This is a genomic window from Leyella stercorea (assembly GCF_019052365.1).
GTDB lineage: Bacteria > Bacteroidota > Bacteroidia > Bacteroidales > Bacteroidaceae > Prevotella.
Genome location: NZ_JAHQUY010000007.1, coordinates 17,096 through 36,866, shown reverse-complemented (window position 1 = coordinate 36,866; position 19,771 = coordinate 17,096). Strand labels below are relative to the sequence as shown.

Sequence of the window (19,771 nt, the reverse complement as noted above, 5' to 3'; positions counted from 1 at the left end):
TGCATTATATAGGAGCGAAAAAGACAACAATTCGGGTGTTATAGACTCAGCCCGAGCCATAAGCGGCGGTCGGTGCAGATGTGGACGGCGGTCGGTGCAGATGTGGACGGCGGACGGCGCAGATGTGGACGGCGGACGGCGCAGACGTGGACGGCGGACGGTGCCGATACCCGTTGCTGAAGGTTTAGACCGTAATAGATGACGATTGATATAAAAACAGTTTGCGATGGATATAGTAACAGCTGATAATGGATATAAAAACTGTTTGCGATGGGTATAAAAAAGGTAGCGAAGGCAAAAGCCCCGCTACCCTATAGCTTGATATTCTTCAAAGACGAATCGCTCCAAACCACTTAGAAACCATAGTTGAAGCCGAGCGAAATGAACTCCTTCATCTGCATGTAGCCATGCTTGCCGCGTTTTGCTCCATCATCGAATCGCGGATAGATAAACACGTTGCTCGATATGTATTTGTTGAAGATGAATGTCACGGTGTTCTCCCACTCCACCAGCACACGCTTGTACGAGGTATAACCGTAGAGACGCGTCTTCCACGAGATATTGTCGGCAATCTTCCATGCGAGGTCGAACGTCACCTCCGAACCGAAGTCGTACTTCGTGTGCTTGCCTTCCTCAACACCGAAGCGCGACGCCAACTTGCTATCCTTCACGTACGTAAGGTTATAGGCTATCGGCGCCAGGTGGATAGAACCGGTGAGCCTGTTCTTGAACGCATTCACAGTGTAGTCCATACCGAGAGAGGGGTTGATGTATAGCGGCGAAAGGAAGTCGGAGTAGACAGTGCGGTCGTTGCTCTTCAGACTGCGCATGAACTGCGTGCTCGCTATGAGCTGCAGCGTATAGTACCAGCGCTTCGTAGCCTGCAGCCCCACCTTGCCGGTGTAGCGTATGAGGTCTTCCGACGAGCGCACGGTGTGCAACGTGTCGCCCTTCGAGTTCTGCAAACCGAGTCGCATCTCCAGCTTGTTCTCCCAGCGGAATCGCTGCTTGTTGTTATAGTTGGCTTGCAGCGTGACGGTGCCGAGCATCGAGTAGTTGCTCTCGCCGCCCTTGTACCAGTTGTCCGACACGTAGTTCTGGAACAGCTGCAGCGAGTAGTTGCCCGAGAACTTCCAGAAGTTAGGCTTAGCCACGAAGATATCCACTGGCGCCTCAATGTCGGCGTTCTCGGTCTTCTTCACCACCTTTTGTACAAGCTCCGTCTCCGGCGTCACGCTCTCCTGATACGGATTGATTACGGGACCTACAAGCTCAAGTTGCCTCTCGGTGTTGCGTACGAGGTCGGGACGATTCATGTATATATTTGCGAGCGTGTAGTCCTGCTCGTCGCCGTCGTGCTCCAGTGAGAACATGTCGCCAGCCACTCCGTGATAGAACGTGAGCGGTGCAAACAGACGATAGTAGCGTCCGTCGTTCACGTCGCTCTCTACAGCAGCCGAGTCTATCTTAGCCTTACTCACACTGAGCGAGTCCATGTACGATTTCACCAACACAGGCACCGTGTCAACCTTATGCGATCTCGAATTTCGCAAACGCGACTGTGCGTCCATAGGCAATGAAAAAACCGCAGACACTGCAAGCAAGAATATTTTCAAATTCATATATCGGTTTGTTGTTATGTTATTATAAAATAAAAGATGATGCAAAGGTAAGAATAATAATTTAAAAACTTTGTACATTTCGCTTTTTTATACTAACTTTGCACCTTGTATTGTTGGATAATTTAGAATATAATTCTTAACAAATAATATCACCGTGGCTGAAACAAAGTACATTTTTGTGACTGGCGGCGTGGTGTCTTCGCTTGGTAAAGGCATCATTTCGGCGTCCATCGGTAAGCTCTTGCAGGCAAGAGGTTACAACATCACTATCCAAAAATTTGACCCTTACATTAACATCGACCCTGGAACACTCAACCCCTACGAGCACGGAGAATGCTACGTCACCGTTGACGGCATGGAAACCGACCTCGACCTCGGCCACTACGAACGCTTTACTGGCATACAGACCACTAAGGCCAATTCGCTCACTACCGGACGCATCTACAAGGCGGTTATCGACAAGGAGCGTCGTGGCGACTATTTGGGCAAGACAATCCAGGTTGTGCCGCACATCACCGACGAGATAAAACGCAACGTGAAGCTCCTCGGACAGAAGTATCACTACGACTTCGTCATCACCGAAATCGGCGGCACTATCGGCGACATTGAGAGCGCTCCGTTCATGGAAGCAATCAGACAGATGAAATGGGAGATGGGCAAGAACGCCATCAACGTTCATCTTACATACGTGCCCTACCTGAAGGCTGCCGGCGAGCTGAAGACAAAGCCAACGCAGCACTCCGTGAAGGAGCTGCAGAGCGTGGGCATACAGCCCGACATCCTCATTCTGCGCACCGAGAAGCACCTCGAAGAGGGTATTCTGAAGAAGGTGGCAAGCTTCTGCAACGTCGACCTCGACTGCGTGATACAGAGCGAAGACCTGCCAAGCATCTACGAGGTGCCGGTAAACATGCAGAACCAGGGCCTCGACACAGCAATACTACGCAAGATGGACGTACCCGTCGGCGAGACTCCGTCGCTTGGTCCGTGGCGATCGTTCCTCGAGCGTCGCAAGAACGCCACGCAGACCGTCAACATCGGCCTTGTGGGCAAGTACGACCTGCAGGACGCATACAAGTCGATACGCGAGAGTCTCTCTCACGCCGGCACCTACAACGACCATAAGGTGAACATCTCGTTCGTCAACTCAGAGTTCCTCACCGAGGAGAACGTAGCCGAAAAGCTCGCTGGTCTCGACGGCGTGATGATATGTCCGGGCTTCGGACAGCGCGGCATCGAGGGCAAGATTGTAGCGGCTCACTACACCCGCACGCACAACATACCTACCTTCGGCATTTGCCTCGGCATGCAGATGATGGTTATCGAGTTTGCGCGCAACGTGCTGGGCTACGCCGACGCCAACAGCCGCGAGATGGACGAGAAGACGCCGCACAACGTCATCGACATCATGGAGGAACAGAAGAACATCACGAACATGGGCGGCACAATGCGTCTCGGTGCATACGAGTGCGTGCTGCGTCAGAACTCGCGTGTGTTCAATATATATAAAAAGGAGCACATACAAGAGCGCCACCGCCACCGCTACGAGTTCAACAACGACTTCCTGAAGGAGTATGAGCGCAGCGGCATGCAGTGCGTGGGACGCAACCCCGAGAGCGACCTCGTGGAGATCGTAGAAATTCCGGGCCTCAAGTGGTACATCGGAACACAGTTCCACCCCGAGTACCAAAGCACCGTGCTCCATCCGCACCCGCTCTTCGTCGACTTCGTGAAGACTGCTATAGAGAACAAGGCTGCGGCAGAGAAGAAATAATATTAATCAAAATAACTATTTAAAAAGTGGACAAAAACAACATCATCGGTGCCGTGCTTATAGCTGCGGTCTTCATCGGATACAGCGTCTACAGCCAGCCCTCGAAAGAGGAGAAAGCGGCTGCTGCACGCCAGGATTCGATAGAGAACGTGGCTCGCAAGAACGCCGAAAATGCTGCGAAACTGGCAGCTCAACAGAAGGTAGCCCAAGCCCAAGCGGCTGCTGAGGCTGACACAACTGCGCTTTTCCATTCCGCACTCAAAGGCAAAGCCACAAACGTGGTGCTGAAGAACAAAAGCGTAGAGCTTACTCTTAACACTAAGGGCGGCGTAGTATCAAAGGCGGTTATAAAGAACTTCACCGACTACAAAGGCAACCAGAACGTGACGCTTTTCGACAGCAATTCGCAGAGCCTCAACTTCGCACTGGCAGCCAAGGACGTGAACATCAACACCTCCGACCTCTACTTCACACCGTCTAACCAGACCGACTCTACCGTCACCATGACCGCTACAGCCGGCAACGGCAAGGAGCTCGTCATCAACTATGTGCTCGGCAGCGACTACATGCTGCACGCCCAGCTACAAACCGTAGGCATGGCTGGCGACTTCGCGCCGTCTGTAAGCCAGATGGACGTGCAGTGGAAGGATATGTGCCGTCAGCAGGAGCGCGGCTTTACATTCGAGAACCGCTACGCTTCGCTCACCTATCACAAGGTGGATGGTGGCACCGACTATTTGTCGGAGGCTAAGAGCATCACCGACGAGAACATTGAGAAGAAGATTGACTGGGTGGCTTTCAAAAACCAGTTCTTCTCGGCTGTGATGATCGCCAAGAACAACTTCGCCGAAAACTCGCTCATGACAAGCGTTCCGCAGGAGAAGGGTTCGGGCAACCTCAAGCAGTACGAGGCAAAGATGAAGACATTCTTCGACCCGAGCGGAAAGACTCCGTCTGAGTTCGACTTCTACTTCGGTCCGAACGACTTCCGCTTGCTCAAGCGCGTAGAGGCTGAGTCTACATTCGACAAGGACCTCGAGATGCAGCGCCTCGTCTACCTCGGATGGCCGCTCTTCCGCATCATCAACCGCTGGTTTACTATCTACGTCTTCGACTTCCTCACCGGTCTGAACATCAACATGGGTATCGTGCTCATCCTTATTACGATGCTTCTGAAGTTCATCACCTATCCTATGGTGAAGAAGAGCTACATGTCGTCGGCAAAGATGCGTGTGCTGAAGCCGAAACTCGAAGAGGCCACAAAGCACCTCAACAAGCCTGAGGACCAGATGCAGAAACAGCAGGCAATGATGATGGAGTACTCGAAGTACGGCGTCAGTCCGATGGCGGGCTGTCTACCGATGCTCATACAGATGCCTATCTGGATTGCGATGTTCAACTTCGTGCCTAACGCTATCCAACTGCGCGGCGAGAGCTTCCTTTGGATTAACGACCTCTCTACATACGACCCCATCATCGAGTGGAACACGAACCTCTGGCTCATCGGCGATCACCTCTCGCTCACATGTATCCTCTTCTGCGTGGCCAACATCCTCTACTCGTGGATGACAATGCGCCAGCAGCGCGACCAGATGGTAGGTCAGCAGGCTGAACAGATGAAGATGATGCAGTGGATGATGTTCCTCATGCCGGTTATGTTCTTCTTCATGTTCAACGACTACTCGGCAGGTCTTAACTTCTACTACTTCATCTCGCTCTTCTTCAGCGCTGCTATCATGTGGATCCTCCGCAAGACTACCAACGACGAGAAGCTCCTCGCTATCCTTGAGGCTAAGTACAAGGAGAACAAGGACAACCCGAAAAAGATGAGCGGTCTCGCTGCACGCCTCCAGGCTATGCAGGAGCAGCAGATGGAGCTGCAGCGCAAGCGCGAAGAACTGGAGCGCAAGCGCAAAGGACTTTAATCTTGAAAGCATTTCAAATTGAGAATTGAGAGTTGAGAACAACTCAAATTGAGAGTTGAGAGTTGAAAGTTGAGAGTTATGATATGCAACAATAATAATGTATAGATGAATTGTTATCATTGGTAATCATAACTCTCAACTCTCAATTCTCAACTCTCAACTTTAATACACATCTCAACATCTCAACACCTCAACATCCCAACATCTTAATATACACCTCAACATCTCATAATCTTAACACCTATCACTTATGAACAAAGCTTTATCACTCGCTGTCGCAGCCACACTCAGTTGCGCCAGCCTGAACTCAGAGGCTCAGACTATGATTGGCAAAACTACCGACGTTGCGGCTATCGCCAAAGGCGACCGCATGAATGCCGAAACGCTTTGGGCTATGGGACGCATCGGCGGCGCTGCTGCTTCTCCCGACGGCAAGACGGTTGTCTACCAGGTGGGCTACTACAGCGTCAAGCAGAACAAGAGCCACCAGATGCTCTACACCGTAAGCGCAGACGGCAAGAAACAACATTCACTTACCACTACCGCAGCAAGCGAATCCGACGCTACATGGATTGATGGCGGCAAGCGCATCGCGTTCCTCACCGGCGGACAGCTCTGGTCGATGAACGCCGACGGCACCGACCGCCGACAGCTCACCAAATCAGAAATAGATATCGAGGGCTACATCTTCTCGCCCGACGAGAAGAAGGTGATTCTCATCAAGTCGCTCCCCTATCACGAGAGCATCAAGAAGAACCCCGACGACCTGCCTTTGGCTTCGGGTCGTCTCGTCACCGACCTCAACTACCGCCACTGGGACCACTACGTGGAGACCGTTGCTCACCCCTTCGTGGCTGAGGTCACAGCCGACGGCATCGGCGACGGCACAGACATCATCGAGGGCGAACCGTTCGAGTGTCCGATGGCGCCGTTCGGAGGCGCAGAGCAGCTCGCTTGGAGCCCCGACTCTAAGTCGATAGCCTACACATGCCGCAAGAAGACGGGCGTAGACTATGCCACTTCTACCGACTCTGATATCTATCTCTACGATGTACAGACCGGCAAGACAAAGAACCTCTGCAAGCCTGCTGGCTACAAGCCGCTCCCCTACAACGCCACAAAGACCAAGAAGGACCAGCGCCTCAACCATCAGGGTGCCGACTATAACATGGGCTACGACACCAACCCGCAGTTCTCGCCCGACGGCAAGTACGTGGCTTGGCAGTCGATGAAGCGCGACGGATACGAGAGCGACCGCAACCGCCTCTGCGTATACAATCTCCTCACCGGCGAGAAGACTTACGTGGCAGAGAAGTTCGACTCTAACGTCGACGCTTTCTGCTGGGCACCCAACTCGCGCAATCTCTACTTCATAGGTTGCTGGCACGCTTGTGTAAACATGTACCAGACCGACCTCAACGGCGATGTTCGCCAGCTCACCGACGACTGGATGGACTTTGGTTCTCTCCAGATGCTTGGCAACACTGGCAAGATTCTCGCTTCGCGCCACAGCATCTCTCAGGCTGACGAGCTCTACATCGTCACACCGGGCAAGGACCCGAAGAAGACAAAGGTGCAGCAGCTCACTTTCGAGAACAAGGCGTTCTACGACCAGCTCGAGATGGGCAAGGTGCAGGAGCGCTGGGTGAAGACCACAGACGGCAAGCAGATGCAGGTATGGGTAATACTGCCGCCACACTTCGACCCTAACAAGAAGTATCCTACGCTACTCTTCTGCGAGGGCGGACCGCAAAGTCCCGTAAGCCAGTTCTGGAGCTACCGCTGGAACTTCCAGATAATGGCTGCTCACGACTATATCGTCATCGCGCCTAACCGCCGCGGTCTGCCAGGCTACGGCTCAGAGTGGAACGAGGCTGTGTCGGGCGACTGGACAGGCCAGTGCATGGACGACTACCTCTCGGCTATCGACGACGCTGCCAACAACCTACCTTACGTAGACAAGGATCGTCTCGGCTGCGTTGGTGCCAGCTTCGGAGGCTTCTCTGTCTACTATCTCGCAAGCCACCACGACAAGCGCTTCAAGGCATTCATCGCTCACGACGGAGCCTTCAACCTCGAGTCGATGTACACCGACACCGAGGAGGCATGGTTCTCCAACTGGGAGTACGACGACGCTTACTGGAACAAGGATCTCACCGACCGCGCACGCCGCACCTACGAGAACTCGCCGCATAAGTTCGTCGACAAGTGGGATACGCCTATCCTCTGCATCCACGGCGAAATGGACTACCGCATCAACGCCAACCAGGGCTTCGGCGCATTCAACGCAGCACGTATGCGCGGCATCCCAGCCGAGCTTCTCATCTTCCCCGACGAGAACCACTGGGTGCTCAAACCGCAGAACGGCGTGCTCTGGCAGCGCACCTTCTTCGGATGGCTCGACAAGTGGCTTAAATAAATTATTAATTCTTAATTCTTAATTATTAATTGTTGGGTGTTCCGCACTCTTAGGTATTCAGAAATACTTATATCTAATGAATGACGCTGGTTTAAAGTTGAGCGACAAGGCTATGGCTTTTGCTGTAAGGATTGTAAATCTTTACAAGTGGCTGTGCGATGAAAAAAGAGAGTATGTGCTTAGCAAGCAACTCCTACGTTCCGGCACAAGCATCGGAGCCAACATTGCCGAATCAAAATCGGCAATAAGCCGAGCCGACTTCGTTTCGAAGATATACATAGCTTCGAAAGAATGCAGAGAGACCCAATACTGGATAGAGCTTCTATACAGGACAGATTATTTAAACGAGAAACAATATCTGTCTATAAAAGAAGACTCTGAAGAGATTGGAAAATTCCTATCGTCGATAACAAAGACAATGAAACCAGGAAACAATTAGTAATTTGTAATTAGTAATTTGTAATTAGTAATTATTAATTGGTGATTGCCAGGGACGACGAAATAAAAAATTTAAAAGCCAACGAAATTAATAATTAAGAATTAAAAATTAATAATATAAGAAAGCGCAACGAAATTAATAATTAATAATTTAAAATTAATAATTTAAGAAAGCGCAACGAAATTAAAAATTAATAATTAAAAATTAATAACTAAAGAAATGGTTCAAAAAGTAAATCAACTGTTGAACGACAAGGCATGGGCACGTTGGACAGCCCTTGTCCTTATCGCTTCCATGATGTTCTTCGGCTACATGTTCGTCGATGTAATGTCACCAATTCAGGCACTCATGGAGAGCCAAAAGGGATGGGGTCCCGACACCTTCGGTACCTATGCAGCATCCGAGTACATCGTTAACGTTCTCGGCTTCCTCATCATCGCCGGCGTTATCCTCGACAAGATGGGCGTTCGCTTCACCGGCGTGCTCTCTGCTTCGATGATGTTCATCGGCGCCCTCATCAAGTTCATCGGCATCACCGACTGGTTCGCTCAGACCGCCCTTGCCGACTGGCTCAACTCTTGGTGGGTGACACTCCCCGCAAGCGCTAAGATGGCTTGCTTCGGCTTCATGCTCTTCGGCTGCGGCTGCGAGATGGCAGGCACAACCGTGTCTAAGGCGATTGCAAAGTGGTTCAAGGGCAAGGAGATGGCTCTCGCCATGGGTCTTGAGATGGCTATCGCACGTGTCGGCGTGTTCGCTATCTTCTCTATCTCGCCAATCATCGCCAACCACTTCGGCACAGTAGTAGCTCCGGTAGCGTTCTGCACCGTGCTCCTCCTCATCGGCCTCATCACCTTCATCGTCTTCACATTCATGGACAAGGCGCTCGACAAGCAGATGGGCGTCACAGAAGAGGCTGCTGACCCGGAGGAAGAGTTCAAGTTCAGCGACCTCGGCAAGATCTTCTCTTCTCAGGTGTTCTGGATTGTGGCTCTGCTCTGCGTGCTCTACTATTCTGCCATCTTCCCGTTCCAGCGCTATGGTGCCAACATGCTGCAATGCAACCTCGACGGCATCTCTGCCGAAGCAGCTGCCAACATCTTCCGTTGGTTCCCAATCGGTGCAGCCGTAATCACTCCGTTCCTCGGCAACTTCCTCGACCGCAAGGGTAAGGGTGCAACAATGCTCATGGGCGGCGCATTGCTCCTCATCTGCTGCCACCTCGTCTTCGCCTTCGTGCTCCCGGCAACAAAGAGCCCAGTCATCGCCTACTCTACTATCGTATTGCTCGGCATCTCGTTCGCTCTCGTTCCTGCAGCTCTGTGGCCAAGCGTTCCGAAGATCATCGACGAGAAGATTCTCGGCTCGGCTTACTGCCTTATCTTCTGGGTGCAGAACATCGGTCTCTGCTTCGTTCCGAAGCTCATCGGCAACCTCCTCGCCTCTACCAACGCCGACAACCCTGCGGTTATCGAAGCTAAGGCAGCAGGTGCCGAGTTCATCCCTTACGACTACACCGTGCCTTTGCTCGTCTTCGCAAGCTTCGGTGTTCTCGCCCTCCTCTTCGCCATCTATCTGAAGGCACTCGACAAGAAGAGAGGCTTCGGTCTTGAGCAGCCGAACATCAAGCAGTAAGAATAGGTTGATGTGGTGATATGGTGATATATTGGTATATTGATATAGATTGTCTATAAAAACAATGTAAGTGAAAATATCTACCATATCTCCCAGAATCGCCACAACCAACTCATTATAAACATAATAAAGGCTGGAAGATATCCCAGTTTTGAGGATATCTTCCAGCCTTTCTTCCAGGTTCAAAAACGAATCTGCCAGCTTATTCTACAACCATTTCTGTTGTAACATAATCATCAGCTGACAATACTATATCGACCATACTATGAGTATAGCTTTAGAAGTGTAGTATAATTTAGTAGCCAACAGTTTAGAACCATTATTGTCGTCTTTATCTTTTGAGAAATGTAAAGAATAAATAACGTATAGTTCTCATAATGAATAGTACAATAAATGGCATTGCGGTTATAATAGATATAACGGCAAATCCTTCAGCTATATAGTAGAATCCTTCAATTCCAGGATATAGTTTGAAGTCAAACATTTCATATTCTTCGTCAGTATAATACACAAACCTATGAAATGTAGAGGTTTCGCAAATAAGAGCATATATCAAATAGCCTAATGCTTGCTGAAATGAGACAGATAAGAGCAATGACAGACCTTTTATTCCGGTTAGATGCTTTTTGCGCTTTTCCGTGTTCAAGACCCAATAACTGTAATATATCAGGAATACTGCCAATGGAATAAAACCCAAAAAGAAAAACTCCATAGAGAGACCAATAACATATGGAGTAAATACTAATGATGATAATACCCAAGACGCAAACCATTTGAGGTATGATTTCTTATATACCTTTTTGGCCATGCGTATTATAAGTTTTTTGTACCAACAACTTACTTTAGATTTTCTATATCTGAGAAAAAGATAAATGGAGACTTGGATAACAGCAATGACCATCACAATAGCGTCAACACAGATCTTCATATCAAGATAGCGATCATACATTCCTGCGTGAGCATTAGCCATAGTACAGCAACTTAGAACAAGACAAAAAAGCATCAATAGTTTCTTCATTTTCTTCAAACCTCTTACATTTTTCACATGAGGATATAAAAAACTCCGGCTATTACTAGTCGGAGTTGAAATCTTTTTTATAGTGCCTGTGGGCGCCGGAGCCTCCCATATTCACTTTAGTATTGCAAAGTTAGTCATTTTTATCGCAAGTTCAAAATGATTTAACTCTTTTTTGAGAAAAGCAAGCTATTTATATCACAACACCTCTTCTTTGTAATCATTAGGCAAAACGATGCCCGTTTTTTGCTCAACAAGCGGTCGCAGATTCGGAGAAATCTTATAGAGCCTGTTTGTCGCTTTGTAAATTTCCTTCCACATATCATTTGATCTGTTGACGGACACCTTGCGCAGGAGGAAGTCGATGACTCTCAATGCGCCATAGAAGGTGTTCTGGGTTCCGATAGGCAAGGTCGGACAGGCAGCTCCTGCCTTCACGTTGTTGGTCAATGACATACCGACGATGACATTGCCATGAGCACATGAATTACGAACCTCTCTGACAACTGAGAGGTAGTTCTTGAATACGCCTATTGCAGGCTCTCCCAAGAGATTGCTGATTAGACTCTTGTCTGCATTACACTTCAGCTTGTCATAGAGATTCTCCAGATTACCAAAGGTCATATACTCCATTGCCTTCCATGCAGGAGCGTAACTACCAAGGTACTTTCTGTGATGACGTTTGATGGGATCCTTCAGCTTTATCTTACCATAGTACTGAGTGGTGAAGGTCTGAATAAAGCTGTTGTCCACGATGGCAGGGTCTACATACCAATACTGGTTGGTGCTGTATTTGTTGGAGAGCTCATAGATGATGGAGGTCCTAATGGCAACCTCTATCCTGGACAGATATCTGTTCAAGAGGTTACGCAGGTCCAGATCATAATAGTAGAAGGCTACGATGTCTTCAATGCGAGTGCCAGGTATCACGTTGTGAGAGCGTCTGTGGTCGAGAAACGGATAGGTCAGCTCGAAAGGATAGACATAAAAGCCAAGGCGGTAATAGCCGATGTCTGACAGGTACTCTTTGGCCTTCTCAACATCGGTGATAACTACTCCTCGTGAACTAAGAAGCTTGATTTGCTGGTCGTATGTGCTTGCATACTTAGTATATGGAATTTTCCTATGTGCCATTTCAAAATCGTTTATGCAAATTTAGATAAAAATTCCGAATCATAAGCCAGTTAGGATGAAAAACATAAATGAATATCCCCAGCATCGCCATGACAAACTTATTATTAACACAATAAAGGCTGGAAGATATCTCAGTTTTGAGGATATCTTCCAGCCTTTCTTCCAGGTTCAAAGACATATCAGCCAGTTTATTCTACAACCATTTCTGTTGTAATATAATCATCAGCTGACAATACTATATCACAATTGTGATACATTTTGCGTGCTGCCGATTCAGCTTCTTCAACCGAACCAGCTTTTACCTGCACAGTTCGTGCAAGAATCTCCTTTATCGTAACATTGTATTTCATAAACAAATACAAAAGTACAATTTAAATACAATATCAATTCCATTTGATCATTGTTTAATGATTTTGATCTGAAATTAATTTGCCTATTTACTATGCGGGCTGAAAGCCCAACATTCACATAGCCCAGGGCAGCAATAATATATTGTATTCTCTAATTACTATATGAATCCTTCATTTCTCTGTGCAGCACACATCAATTCGTATTGTTTAAGTATAGCCTCATAACTGCTAAAACTGACACGTTCCTTAAAATCCTTAAATGCAGTTCGGCTTATCACCTTATCATACTGAGCTTTTCTATTCTGAGGAGCTACAATAATAAAACGACTATTAAAGTCCTGTAAATCGCAGAATTTGGTTATAGAATTCTGTATGTCAGTTGAATGCTCTACCTCAAAAAAGCTGTTTGGCATTATACGCTCATTGAACCAGATTACATCAACAGTTTTTGCACGATTCGCCAATTCTTTACGAGCGAAGTCAGGAAGTTGCACTGTTGAACAGATTTGTATCAATGGCTTTTCAAGAAACTTGCGATTTTGGTCCTGTGCTGGAACATAGGTCATAAAGTGCTTCATCTTACCTATTTCGATGATAAGGCCTTGATAGTAGCCATGTGTAAAACGCTCGTCCTCACTAGCCTCCTTCGACTGGATGTCAAACTTTCTCATAACCTCTTCACGCACTTCCTCCAACGCCCAAAGTCCTGGTTGAATTCTAAAAAACTCATTCGACTTTTGTACTATTCTGCGAATAGATTCATTTGGGGTCTTTGTTCCCCATGAAGTTGTATCAACTAAATGGTAAAGACTGCCAAGTGTTGCATACCCTCCGTTGCTACGAATGGTATCTATCACTTGCTGGGTTTGAGTATATTTCTTTGCCATAGTCTTTAGTCTTCTATAAATATCAGTTTGTAGTCAACAAACTTTTAAAATATCATATTATCGAACAAAGATACAAAACATTCTTGTTATTTCTGCTGAAACCTAATAAAATTTCTGCAATTAATTACAATTGCGTCCTATCACTCTCTCCACAAATACACCGGCGCATTGCTTGCGCCGTCTCGCTGCAGCACGCCGGTGGCGGTGAGACGCCGCAGCCATTTCTTTGCGGCACTATCGCGCAAGTCTGCCACGCGCTGCAGGTCGCGGCGGGTGAGGCAGGTGTGGGTGGCGAAATATTGGCGGAGGAGCGAGAAGATCTGCTCCTCCGTGTACTGGTGCGAACGTGAGGAGAAGCCGGCACGCTCGAAGCTGACGCCGCTGCCTACCTCGCCGAGCAACGAACGTTCGGGGCGGAAGCGGATGTTGCGCAGACGGATATAGTCGGCGCGCATCTTGTCGGAGGGCAGGTCGTCGGGAGCGTCGAGACCGACGGAGAGCGAGAAGTAGCCTACGCCGGGGAGATGGAAGCGTGAGCCGCTGGCAAGCGCACGCACCATGTGGTCGCGCAGGGCGCTGAACGCCGCACGCACGTCGGCTTTCGTGAGCGAGCAACTTGCCTGGATGTCATCCTCGAGTGCACGGTCCGACTGCGGTTCGCGCGCAAAGAGATGTACATACTTCTGTTCCTTTCCCTCGCCCTTGGCATTCTTGATGCCGTGAATTTCGTACTTGATACTCATAGTTGTGTTTTTCGTTTAGATTATTAATAATATTGTTGTTTGTGTTTCTGCGCACAAAGTTATAACATTGCGCAAGCGATTGCAAGTGTTTGTCGAGAAAAAGTGCAGCAGAAGTCATCGTGCTCCGAACGGAATCTGATTGGGCGGCGAACGGAATCCGATCGGACGGCGGACGGAATCCGATCGGGTGGCGGTCGCTGTACGGTCGCTGAACAACGTGTACAGCACGACTCGTACTGCGCTTTTAGTATATTTTCACCAAACTTTTACAAACAGGAATGCAGGGGTTTTAGGGATAATCTGTATCTTTGCATCAATAATATACAAGCTATGAAACACAACAGAATCGCGATGATGGCGTTCATCCTCATACAGTTGTTCGCCGGAGCAAGCCAACTGAAGGCGCAGTTCAGAATCGTAGACGAGCAGGACGGCAAGCCGGTAAGCGGAGCGTACGTCTTCAGCAGCAAGGGCACGCTGCTATGTATAAGCGATGCCGACGGAAATGTGAAGCAGCAGGAAGGTATGGTGACGATCAGCAACCTCGCCTACGAACCGCTGACGGTTGACGCAGCGAAAGAGAAGGGCACGGTCTGCATGAAGCCGAAGGCATACACGCTGCCGGAAGTGGCGGTGGGCAAAGCAGAATATGTGAAGCTGAGCGGTGCCTTCAGGGACATCTGCCGCAACAACGGCAAGACGATTCTATACCGTGAGGGACTCGCCGACTTCTACATAAACATAAAGACGGGCAAGGCTAAGCGACGCGTGCGTGCTTGCCGACAGTACGAACTGCCTACGCTGCGCCGACTCATCAACTTCAACGTCGCCATACTGGGAGAGGCGCGCTCGTTCGACATCTCGCGCATCCGCTTCATAAAATGCGACTCGGTGAGTGGCACAAGTGGCGACTCCACCTTCTACAAGTCGCACTATAGGGGGACATCTGCCGACAGCGCAATCATATACCTCAACTCTCACCGTGAGGGGGTCTACCGCTTCATCATCGACGGCACGAAATACAACCGACCGTCCAGTCTGCTGTTGAACGTGAAGACGCAGCTGTTAGACTGGACGTTCTCAAGTCCCAAGAACTCGTGGAGTTCTCTGCTCTCCTACCGACACGTGTACAATTACGACTACCGCCCACTACCAACAAAGGCGCCCATTGCTACGGAGGAAATCAACGACTTCGTGACGACAGACGTAAAGACCATGACCAAGGAGGAGGCGAAGGAGGAGATGAAGGACCACAGCGAAACCGACCAGTTCGCCCTGCCCGACTGTCTGCCGGCTATACCATACGACGTGGCTGTGGAGACAAAAGACCTGCTAAAGAAGAGCTTTTGGGAGATGTAGACGTGATATATAATTAAAAGTAACAATATAGTATACAAATAAAACCGACCTACTCATGAGAATAACAAAGACCTTGGCAGCTGCGCTGCTCTCTATCTGTTGCTCCACAGCCTGCGCACAGCAGGGCGCATGGAGCGGCGACCTCAACGTGATGGGCACGAAGCTGCCACTGGTATTCAACTTCTCGGCTGACGGCTGCACGCTCGACTCGCCGGCACAGGGCGCAAAGGACATCCCGGCGCAGAAGAGCGTGGCGGAGGACGGCACGATAAAGGTGACGGTGGCGATGATTGGCGCTACGTTTGAGGGCAAGATGGAGGGCGACTGCATCAACGGCACGTTCGCGCAGGGCGCACTGCAGCTGCCGCTCACGCTGAAACGCGGAGCGCAGGAGGTGCGCAGACCGCAAACGCCGGTGGCTCCCTTCCCGTACAAGCAGGAGGAGGTGAGCTTCGAGAACGCCGGCTTCCGCTTCGGCGGTACGCTCTGCACGCCTGCCAACTGCACAAACGATACGCCCGTAGTGCTCCTCGTGACGGGCAGCGGACAGCAGAACCGCGACGAGGAGTTGTTCGGACACCGACCGTTCGCCGTGATTGCTGACGCTTTAGCGCGTAACGGCATCGCCTCGCTGCGCTACGACGACCGCGGATGGGGCGACAAGAGCACCGACTTCAGCCGTTTCACCACCGACGACTTCAAGCAGGACGCGGCTGCTGCACTACAACTGCTGCGCCAACGCTTCCGCCGTGTGGGCATCGTCGGACACAGCGAGGGTGGCACTATCGCTCTGATGCTCGCAGCCGAGGGTAAGGCGGACTTCATCGTGTCGCTCGCCGGTATGGCGGCATCGGGCAGAGAGACCCTTCTGCAGCAGAACCGACTCGTGCTGCAGGAGACTGGAATGACGCCCGACGTTGTGGAGACCTACTGCAAGCCTATCGCCCAGGCGCTCGACGCTCTGGCTGAGGGTAAGACCGTAGAGGAGATTAGCGATGCTGATGTGCCGGCGGAGATGAAGCCGGTGTTCAAGAAGACGCTGCAGCAGGGCAACTCGCCCTACATGCGCCATTTTCTGACGCTCAACCCTGCGGCGCTTCTGCCGAAGATAAAGTGCCCGGTGCTTGCACTCAATGGCACGAAGGACACGCAGGTAGATTGCACGCAGAACCTCACAACACTTGAGAAGGGACTCAGCAACTGCCGCCATGACATCAAGAAGGTGGAGGGCGTGAACCATCTCTTCCAGCATTGCCAGACGGGCATCGTCATGGAGTATCAGCAGATTGAGGAAACGATGGCGCCGGAGGTGCTGGGCATAATAACTGAATGGATTAATCGAATTAAGAATTGAGAATTGAGAGTTGAGAGTTCTTGCTTAAGCAAGCGGCAAAGCCGAGCGATGATTTGCTTTATTGTTAATGTTCGATACCTAAGACAGCATCAATTATAGGTAATCATAACTCTCAACTCTCAACTAAAAACTCTCAACTAAAAACAATATGAACGAAACACTAAATGTACTTGAAACCCGCCGCAGCGTGCGCGGTTTCGACCCCGAACGAATGCCGTCCGACGAACTCATCAAAGAGGTGGTTCGCGCCGGCGAGTATGCCCCGACGGGCAGAGGAATGCAGTCGCCACGAATGGTGGTAGTGACTAACAAGGCGGTGCGCGACAAGCTTTCGCAGCTCAACGCCAAAGTGATGGGCGTAGAATCGGACCCGTTCTACGGCGCACCCGTGATAATACTTGTGCTCGCCGACCGCTCGCGACCGACGTATATATACGACGGAACGCTCGTGATGGGCAACCTGATGAACGCAGCGCACGCCGTAGGATTAGGCAGCTGCTGGATTCACCGTGCTCACGAGATATTCGACTCCGTAGAGGGCAAGCTGCTGCTCGCCTCATGGGGCATCGAGGGCGACTACGAGGGCATCGGACACGTAGCCTTAGGCTATGCGCTGAAAGAACCCGCCGAAGCGAAACCAAGAAAGGATGATTATACGATTTGGGTAAAATAAAAAAATAACCGAGAGTTATTTTTTAATTGAGAGTTGAAAATTGAGAGTTGAGAGTTATGATTTGCTTTATTGTTAACGTTCGATGCCTAAAACTGCATCAATCAAAGGTAATCATAACTCTCAACTCTCAACTCTCAACTCTCAACTGTTTAGCAATAACTTGCTAAACCAATTAGCTGAGCTTTGTCTCCGACTCCTCCGACTTCTTAGAAGCAGTCTTGCGAGTTGTGGCGCGCTTACGCTTCGGCTTCTCTTCAGCAGCCTCAGGAGTAGCGGTCTTAACGCCAGCCAGTTCAGGGTCGATCATGATACGACCGCAGTATTCGCACACGATAATCTTCTTGTGCATCTTGATGTCGAGCTGACGCTGTGGCGGAATCTTGTTGAAGCAGCCACCGCAAGCGTCGCGCTGCACGTAGACGATGCCGAGACCGTTGCGTGCGTTCTTGCGGATGCGCAGGAAGCTTGAGAGCAGACGCGGCTCAATCTTTGTCTCCAGGTCAGCAGCCTTAGCCTTCAGCACTTCCTCCTCCTCACGAGTCTCCTGCATGATCTCCTCAAGCTCGTTGCGCTTCTCGGCAAGAGCCTGCTGGCGGTCGGCGATGAGGTCGTTGGTGTGAGCCAGCTCGCGCTTCTTGTCCTCAACCTTCACGTTAGCCTCCTTAATCTTCTTGTTGCAAAGCTCTATTTCGAGGCTCTGGAACTCGATTTCCTTTGTCAGCGTGTCGTACTCGCGGTTGTTGCGCACCTCGTCGAGCTGCTTCTTGTAGCGCTCTACGCTCTCCTCAGCCTCTGCTATCTCGCCCTGCTTCTGAGCGACAGCCTGCTGGAAGTCTGCGATGTCGCCCTCGATGTGCTCCACACGTGTCTTCAAGCCTGCAATCTCGTCTTCAAGGTCCTGCACCTCAAGAGGCAACTCACCGCGCAATGCGCGCTTCTCGTCGATAGCCGAGAGAGTGGTCTGAAGCTGGTAGAGGGTCTTCAGTCTTTCCTCTACTGAAATTTCTGATTCCTTTTTTGCCATAGTCTTTGATATTTTTAAAAATACATTATCGGATTGGTACATGTGTCGGCGATGAAACACTTCACGCCCTCACAACTGTTTTCTATTATCTCGCGGAATATCTCGCTCGTGAACTGCTCGCTCTGATAGTGGCCTATCACCGCTATCTGTATCTGCTGCTCGCGCCCGAAATACTCGTGGTAGTGCATCTCGCCCGTCACGAAGGCGTCGATGCCGGCGCTCACGGCGTCGTCGAGAAGGAACGATCCCGAACCGCCGCAGATGGCAACCGTGCGTATCGGGCGGCGCAGCAGCTCGTTGGTCTGCACACACTCTACACCGAACACGCGCTTGAGCATGATGACGAAGTCGTCGGCGGCAAGCGGTTCGGCGAAACTGCCCACAACGCCCGAACCGTACTCAACGCCGTCCATCTGCTTCGCACTCATAAAGTGCACGTCCTCAAGCCCCATCTTCTCGGCAATCTTGTAGTTGACGCCGCCCTTCGCATTGTCCATGTTGGTATGGAGCGAGAGGATGACGATGCCCTGCGCAAGAGCCTTCATCACGCAACGCTGCACATAGTCCTCACCGGTGAGGCGCGACAGCTTGCGGAAGATGAGCGGATGGTGCGACACGATGAGGTTGCAGCCCTTTTGGGCAGCCTCGTCGACGATACGTTCAGTAACGTCCAGACACAATAATGCCCCTGATACTTCCGCCTCTGTCAATCCAACTTGCAGGCCAGCATTATCCCAGCTTTCCTGCAAGGGCAGAGGCGCGAAACGTTCAAGGGCTTCAATTACTTCCTTTATTTTCACGCTATTCAGCCTTTATGTATGTCGATAGAATTTCTATTTAGAGGTACAAAGTTACTACTTTTTTGGCAAAGCAATAGCTCTGCAGCCTCTTAATTAGAATATTTTAACGACAAACGTAGGAGGCTACGGCATTCTACAGTTACAACTCGACGCTTTCGATGCGCAGTTTGACGAGTCCGGCAGGCACGCGCACTTCCACAACGTCGCCAGCCTGCTTGTTGAGCAGCGCCTGGGCTATTGGCGACTTGATGGAAATCTTGCCCTCGGTGAGGTTCGCCTCATGCGGGTTCACCACCATATACTTCATGCTGCGGTTGTTGGCGATGTTCGTCAGTTCTATGCGGCTGAGCAGTCCGACACGATCGGCTTGCAGACGCGAGCGGTCGATGACGCGTGCATTCTCAAGCACCTTCTGCTTGAAGCGTATCTGTCCTAACAGTCTGCCCTGCTCGCGCTTGGCAGCATGGTATTCGAAGTTCTCGCTAAGGTCGCCCTTGTCACGTGCCTCAGCAATGGCGTCGCGCACACGCGGCAGTTCTACGAGTTCAAGTTCTCTCAGTTCGGCTACAAGCTTGTCGTAGCCCTCTTGTGACATATATTCCATTATAAGTTTTGAGT

17 protein-coding genes are annotated in these 19,771 nt (G+C 50.3%); 8 read left to right on the top strand and 9 right to left on the bottom strand.

Features of this window, described 5'->3' with window-relative positions; genetic code table 11:
- Positions 1-353: 353 nt before the first annotated feature.
- Complete coding sequence (locus tag KTQ90_RS02385; RefSeq protein ID WP_217317093.1) at positions 354-1,622, bottom strand: DUF3078 domain-containing protein; 1,269 nt, start codon at positions 1,620-1,622, stop codon at positions 354-356.
- Between the two features lie 154 nt (positions 1,623-1,776).
- On the opposite strand from KTQ90_RS02385, the gene KTQ90_RS02380 reads away from it, so the two are divergent.
- The 5 genes from KTQ90_RS02380 to KTQ90_RS02360 all read left to right on the top strand — a co-directional run bounded on the left by KTQ90_RS02380 (position 1,777) and on the right by KTQ90_RS02360 (position 9,814).
- A complete protein-coding gene (locus tag KTQ90_RS02380; RefSeq protein WP_217317092.1) occupies positions 1,777-3,396 on the top strand; it encodes a CTP synthase in 1,620 nt (539 codons plus the stop codon).
- 26 nt (positions 3,397-3,422) lie between these two features.
- A complete protein-coding gene (yidC, locus tag KTQ90_RS02375) occupies positions 3,423-5,321 on the top strand; it encodes a membrane protein insertase YidC (protein ID WP_217317091.1) in 1,899 nt (632 codons plus the stop codon).
- A 250-nt stretch (positions 5,322-5,571) separates the two neighbouring features.
- Positions 5,572-7,740, top strand: coding sequence for a dipeptidyl-peptidase Dpp5 (gene dpp5 / locus KTQ90_RS02370; RefSeq protein WP_217317090.1), 2,169 nt, complete (start codon positions 5,572-5,574; stop codon positions 7,738-7,740).
- A gap of 76 nt (positions 7,741-7,816) precedes the next feature.
- On the top strand, positions 7,817-8,179 hold the full coding sequence (locus tag KTQ90_RS02365) for a four helix bundle protein (RefSeq protein ID WP_217317089.1): 363 nt from the start codon (positions 7,817-7,819) through the stop codon (positions 8,177-8,179).
- A 219-nt stretch (positions 8,180-8,398) separates the two neighbouring features.
- Positions 8,399-9,814 (top strand): MFS transporter, encoded by a 1,416-nt coding sequence (locus KTQ90_RS02360; RefSeq protein WP_217317088.1) that lies wholly within the window; start codon positions 8,399-8,401, stop codon positions 9,812-9,814.
- Between the two features lie 331 nt (positions 9,815-10,145).
- Here the strand turns inward: KTQ90_RS02360 and KTQ90_RS02355 are convergent, their stop codons facing one another.
- The 5 genes from KTQ90_RS02355 to KTQ90_RS02335 form a co-directional block, all read right to left on the bottom strand.
- Entirely contained in the window at positions 10,146-10,832 is a 687-nt protein-coding gene (locus tag KTQ90_RS02355; RefSeq protein ID WP_217317087.1) for a hypothetical protein, read from the bottom strand.
- A 195-nt stretch (positions 10,833-11,027) separates the two neighbouring features.
- A complete protein-coding gene (locus tag KTQ90_RS02350; protein WP_217317086.1) occupies positions 11,028-11,963 on the bottom strand; it encodes an Abi family protein in 936 nt (311 codons plus the stop codon).
- Positions 11,964-12,151: 188 nt separating this feature from the next.
- The gene (locus KTQ90_RS13935) at positions 12,152-12,313 is read right to left on the bottom strand and encodes a DpnD/PcfM family protein (RefSeq protein WP_217317085.1); all 162 of its coding nucleotides are present in this window, start codon (positions 12,311-12,313) and stop codon (positions 12,152-12,154) included.
- 158 nt (positions 12,314-12,471) lie between these two features.
- Positions 12,472-13,200 carry a hypothetical protein gene (locus KTQ90_RS02340; protein ID WP_217317084.1) on the bottom strand — a complete coding sequence of 243 codons (729 nt, stop codon included), beginning with the start codon at positions 13,198-13,200 and terminating at the stop codon, positions 12,472-12,474.
- 140 nt (positions 13,201-13,340) lie between these two features.
- Positions 13,341-13,943, bottom strand: a complete 603-nt coding sequence (locus KTQ90_RS02335; protein ID WP_217317083.1) for an HU family DNA-binding protein — start codon at positions 13,941-13,943, stop codon at positions 13,341-13,343.
- Positions 13,944-14,273: 330 nt separating this feature from the next.
- On the opposite strand from KTQ90_RS02335, the gene KTQ90_RS02330 reads away from it, so the two are divergent.
- The 3 genes from KTQ90_RS02330 (at position 14,274) to KTQ90_RS02320 (ending at position 17,329) form a co-directional block, all read left to right on the top strand.
- On the top strand, positions 14,274-15,302 hold the full coding sequence (locus KTQ90_RS02330; RefSeq protein ID WP_217317082.1) for a peptidase associated/transthyretin-like domain-containing protein: 1,029 nt from the start codon (positions 14,274-14,276) through the stop codon (positions 15,300-15,302).
- Between the two features lie 55 nt (positions 15,303-15,357).
- Positions 15,358-16,656: an alpha/beta hydrolase gene (locus KTQ90_RS02325; RefSeq protein ID WP_217317081.1), complete on the top strand. Its 1,299-nt coding sequence runs from the start codon at positions 15,358-15,360 to the stop codon at positions 16,654-16,656.
- Positions 16,657-16,804: 148 nt separating this feature from the next.
- Entirely contained in the window at positions 16,805-17,329 is a 525-nt protein-coding gene (locus KTQ90_RS02320; RefSeq protein ID WP_217317080.1) for a nitroreductase, read from the top strand.
- Between the two features lie 172 nt (positions 17,330-17,501).
- On the opposite strand, the gene KTQ90_RS02315 is transcribed toward KTQ90_RS02320, so the two are convergent.
- From KTQ90_RS02315 to greA, 3 genes are all read right to left on the bottom strand, one after another.
- The gene (locus KTQ90_RS02315; protein WP_217317079.1) at positions 17,502-18,353 is read right to left on the bottom strand and encodes a zinc ribbon domain-containing protein; all 852 of its coding nucleotides are present in this window, start codon (positions 18,351-18,353) and stop codon (positions 17,502-17,504) included.
- Positions 18,354-18,367: 14 nt separating this feature from the next.
- Positions 18,368-19,153: a Nif3-like dinuclear metal center hexameric protein gene (locus KTQ90_RS02310; protein ID WP_022158043.1), complete on the bottom strand. Its 786-nt coding sequence runs from the start codon at positions 19,151-19,153 to the stop codon at positions 18,368-18,370.
- A gap of 139 nt (positions 19,154-19,292) precedes the next feature.
- Entirely contained in the window at positions 19,293-19,757 is a 465-nt protein-coding gene (gene greA, locus KTQ90_RS02305; protein ID WP_022158042.1) for a transcription elongation factor GreA, read from the bottom strand.
- Positions 19,758-19,771: the final 14 nt, after the last annotated feature.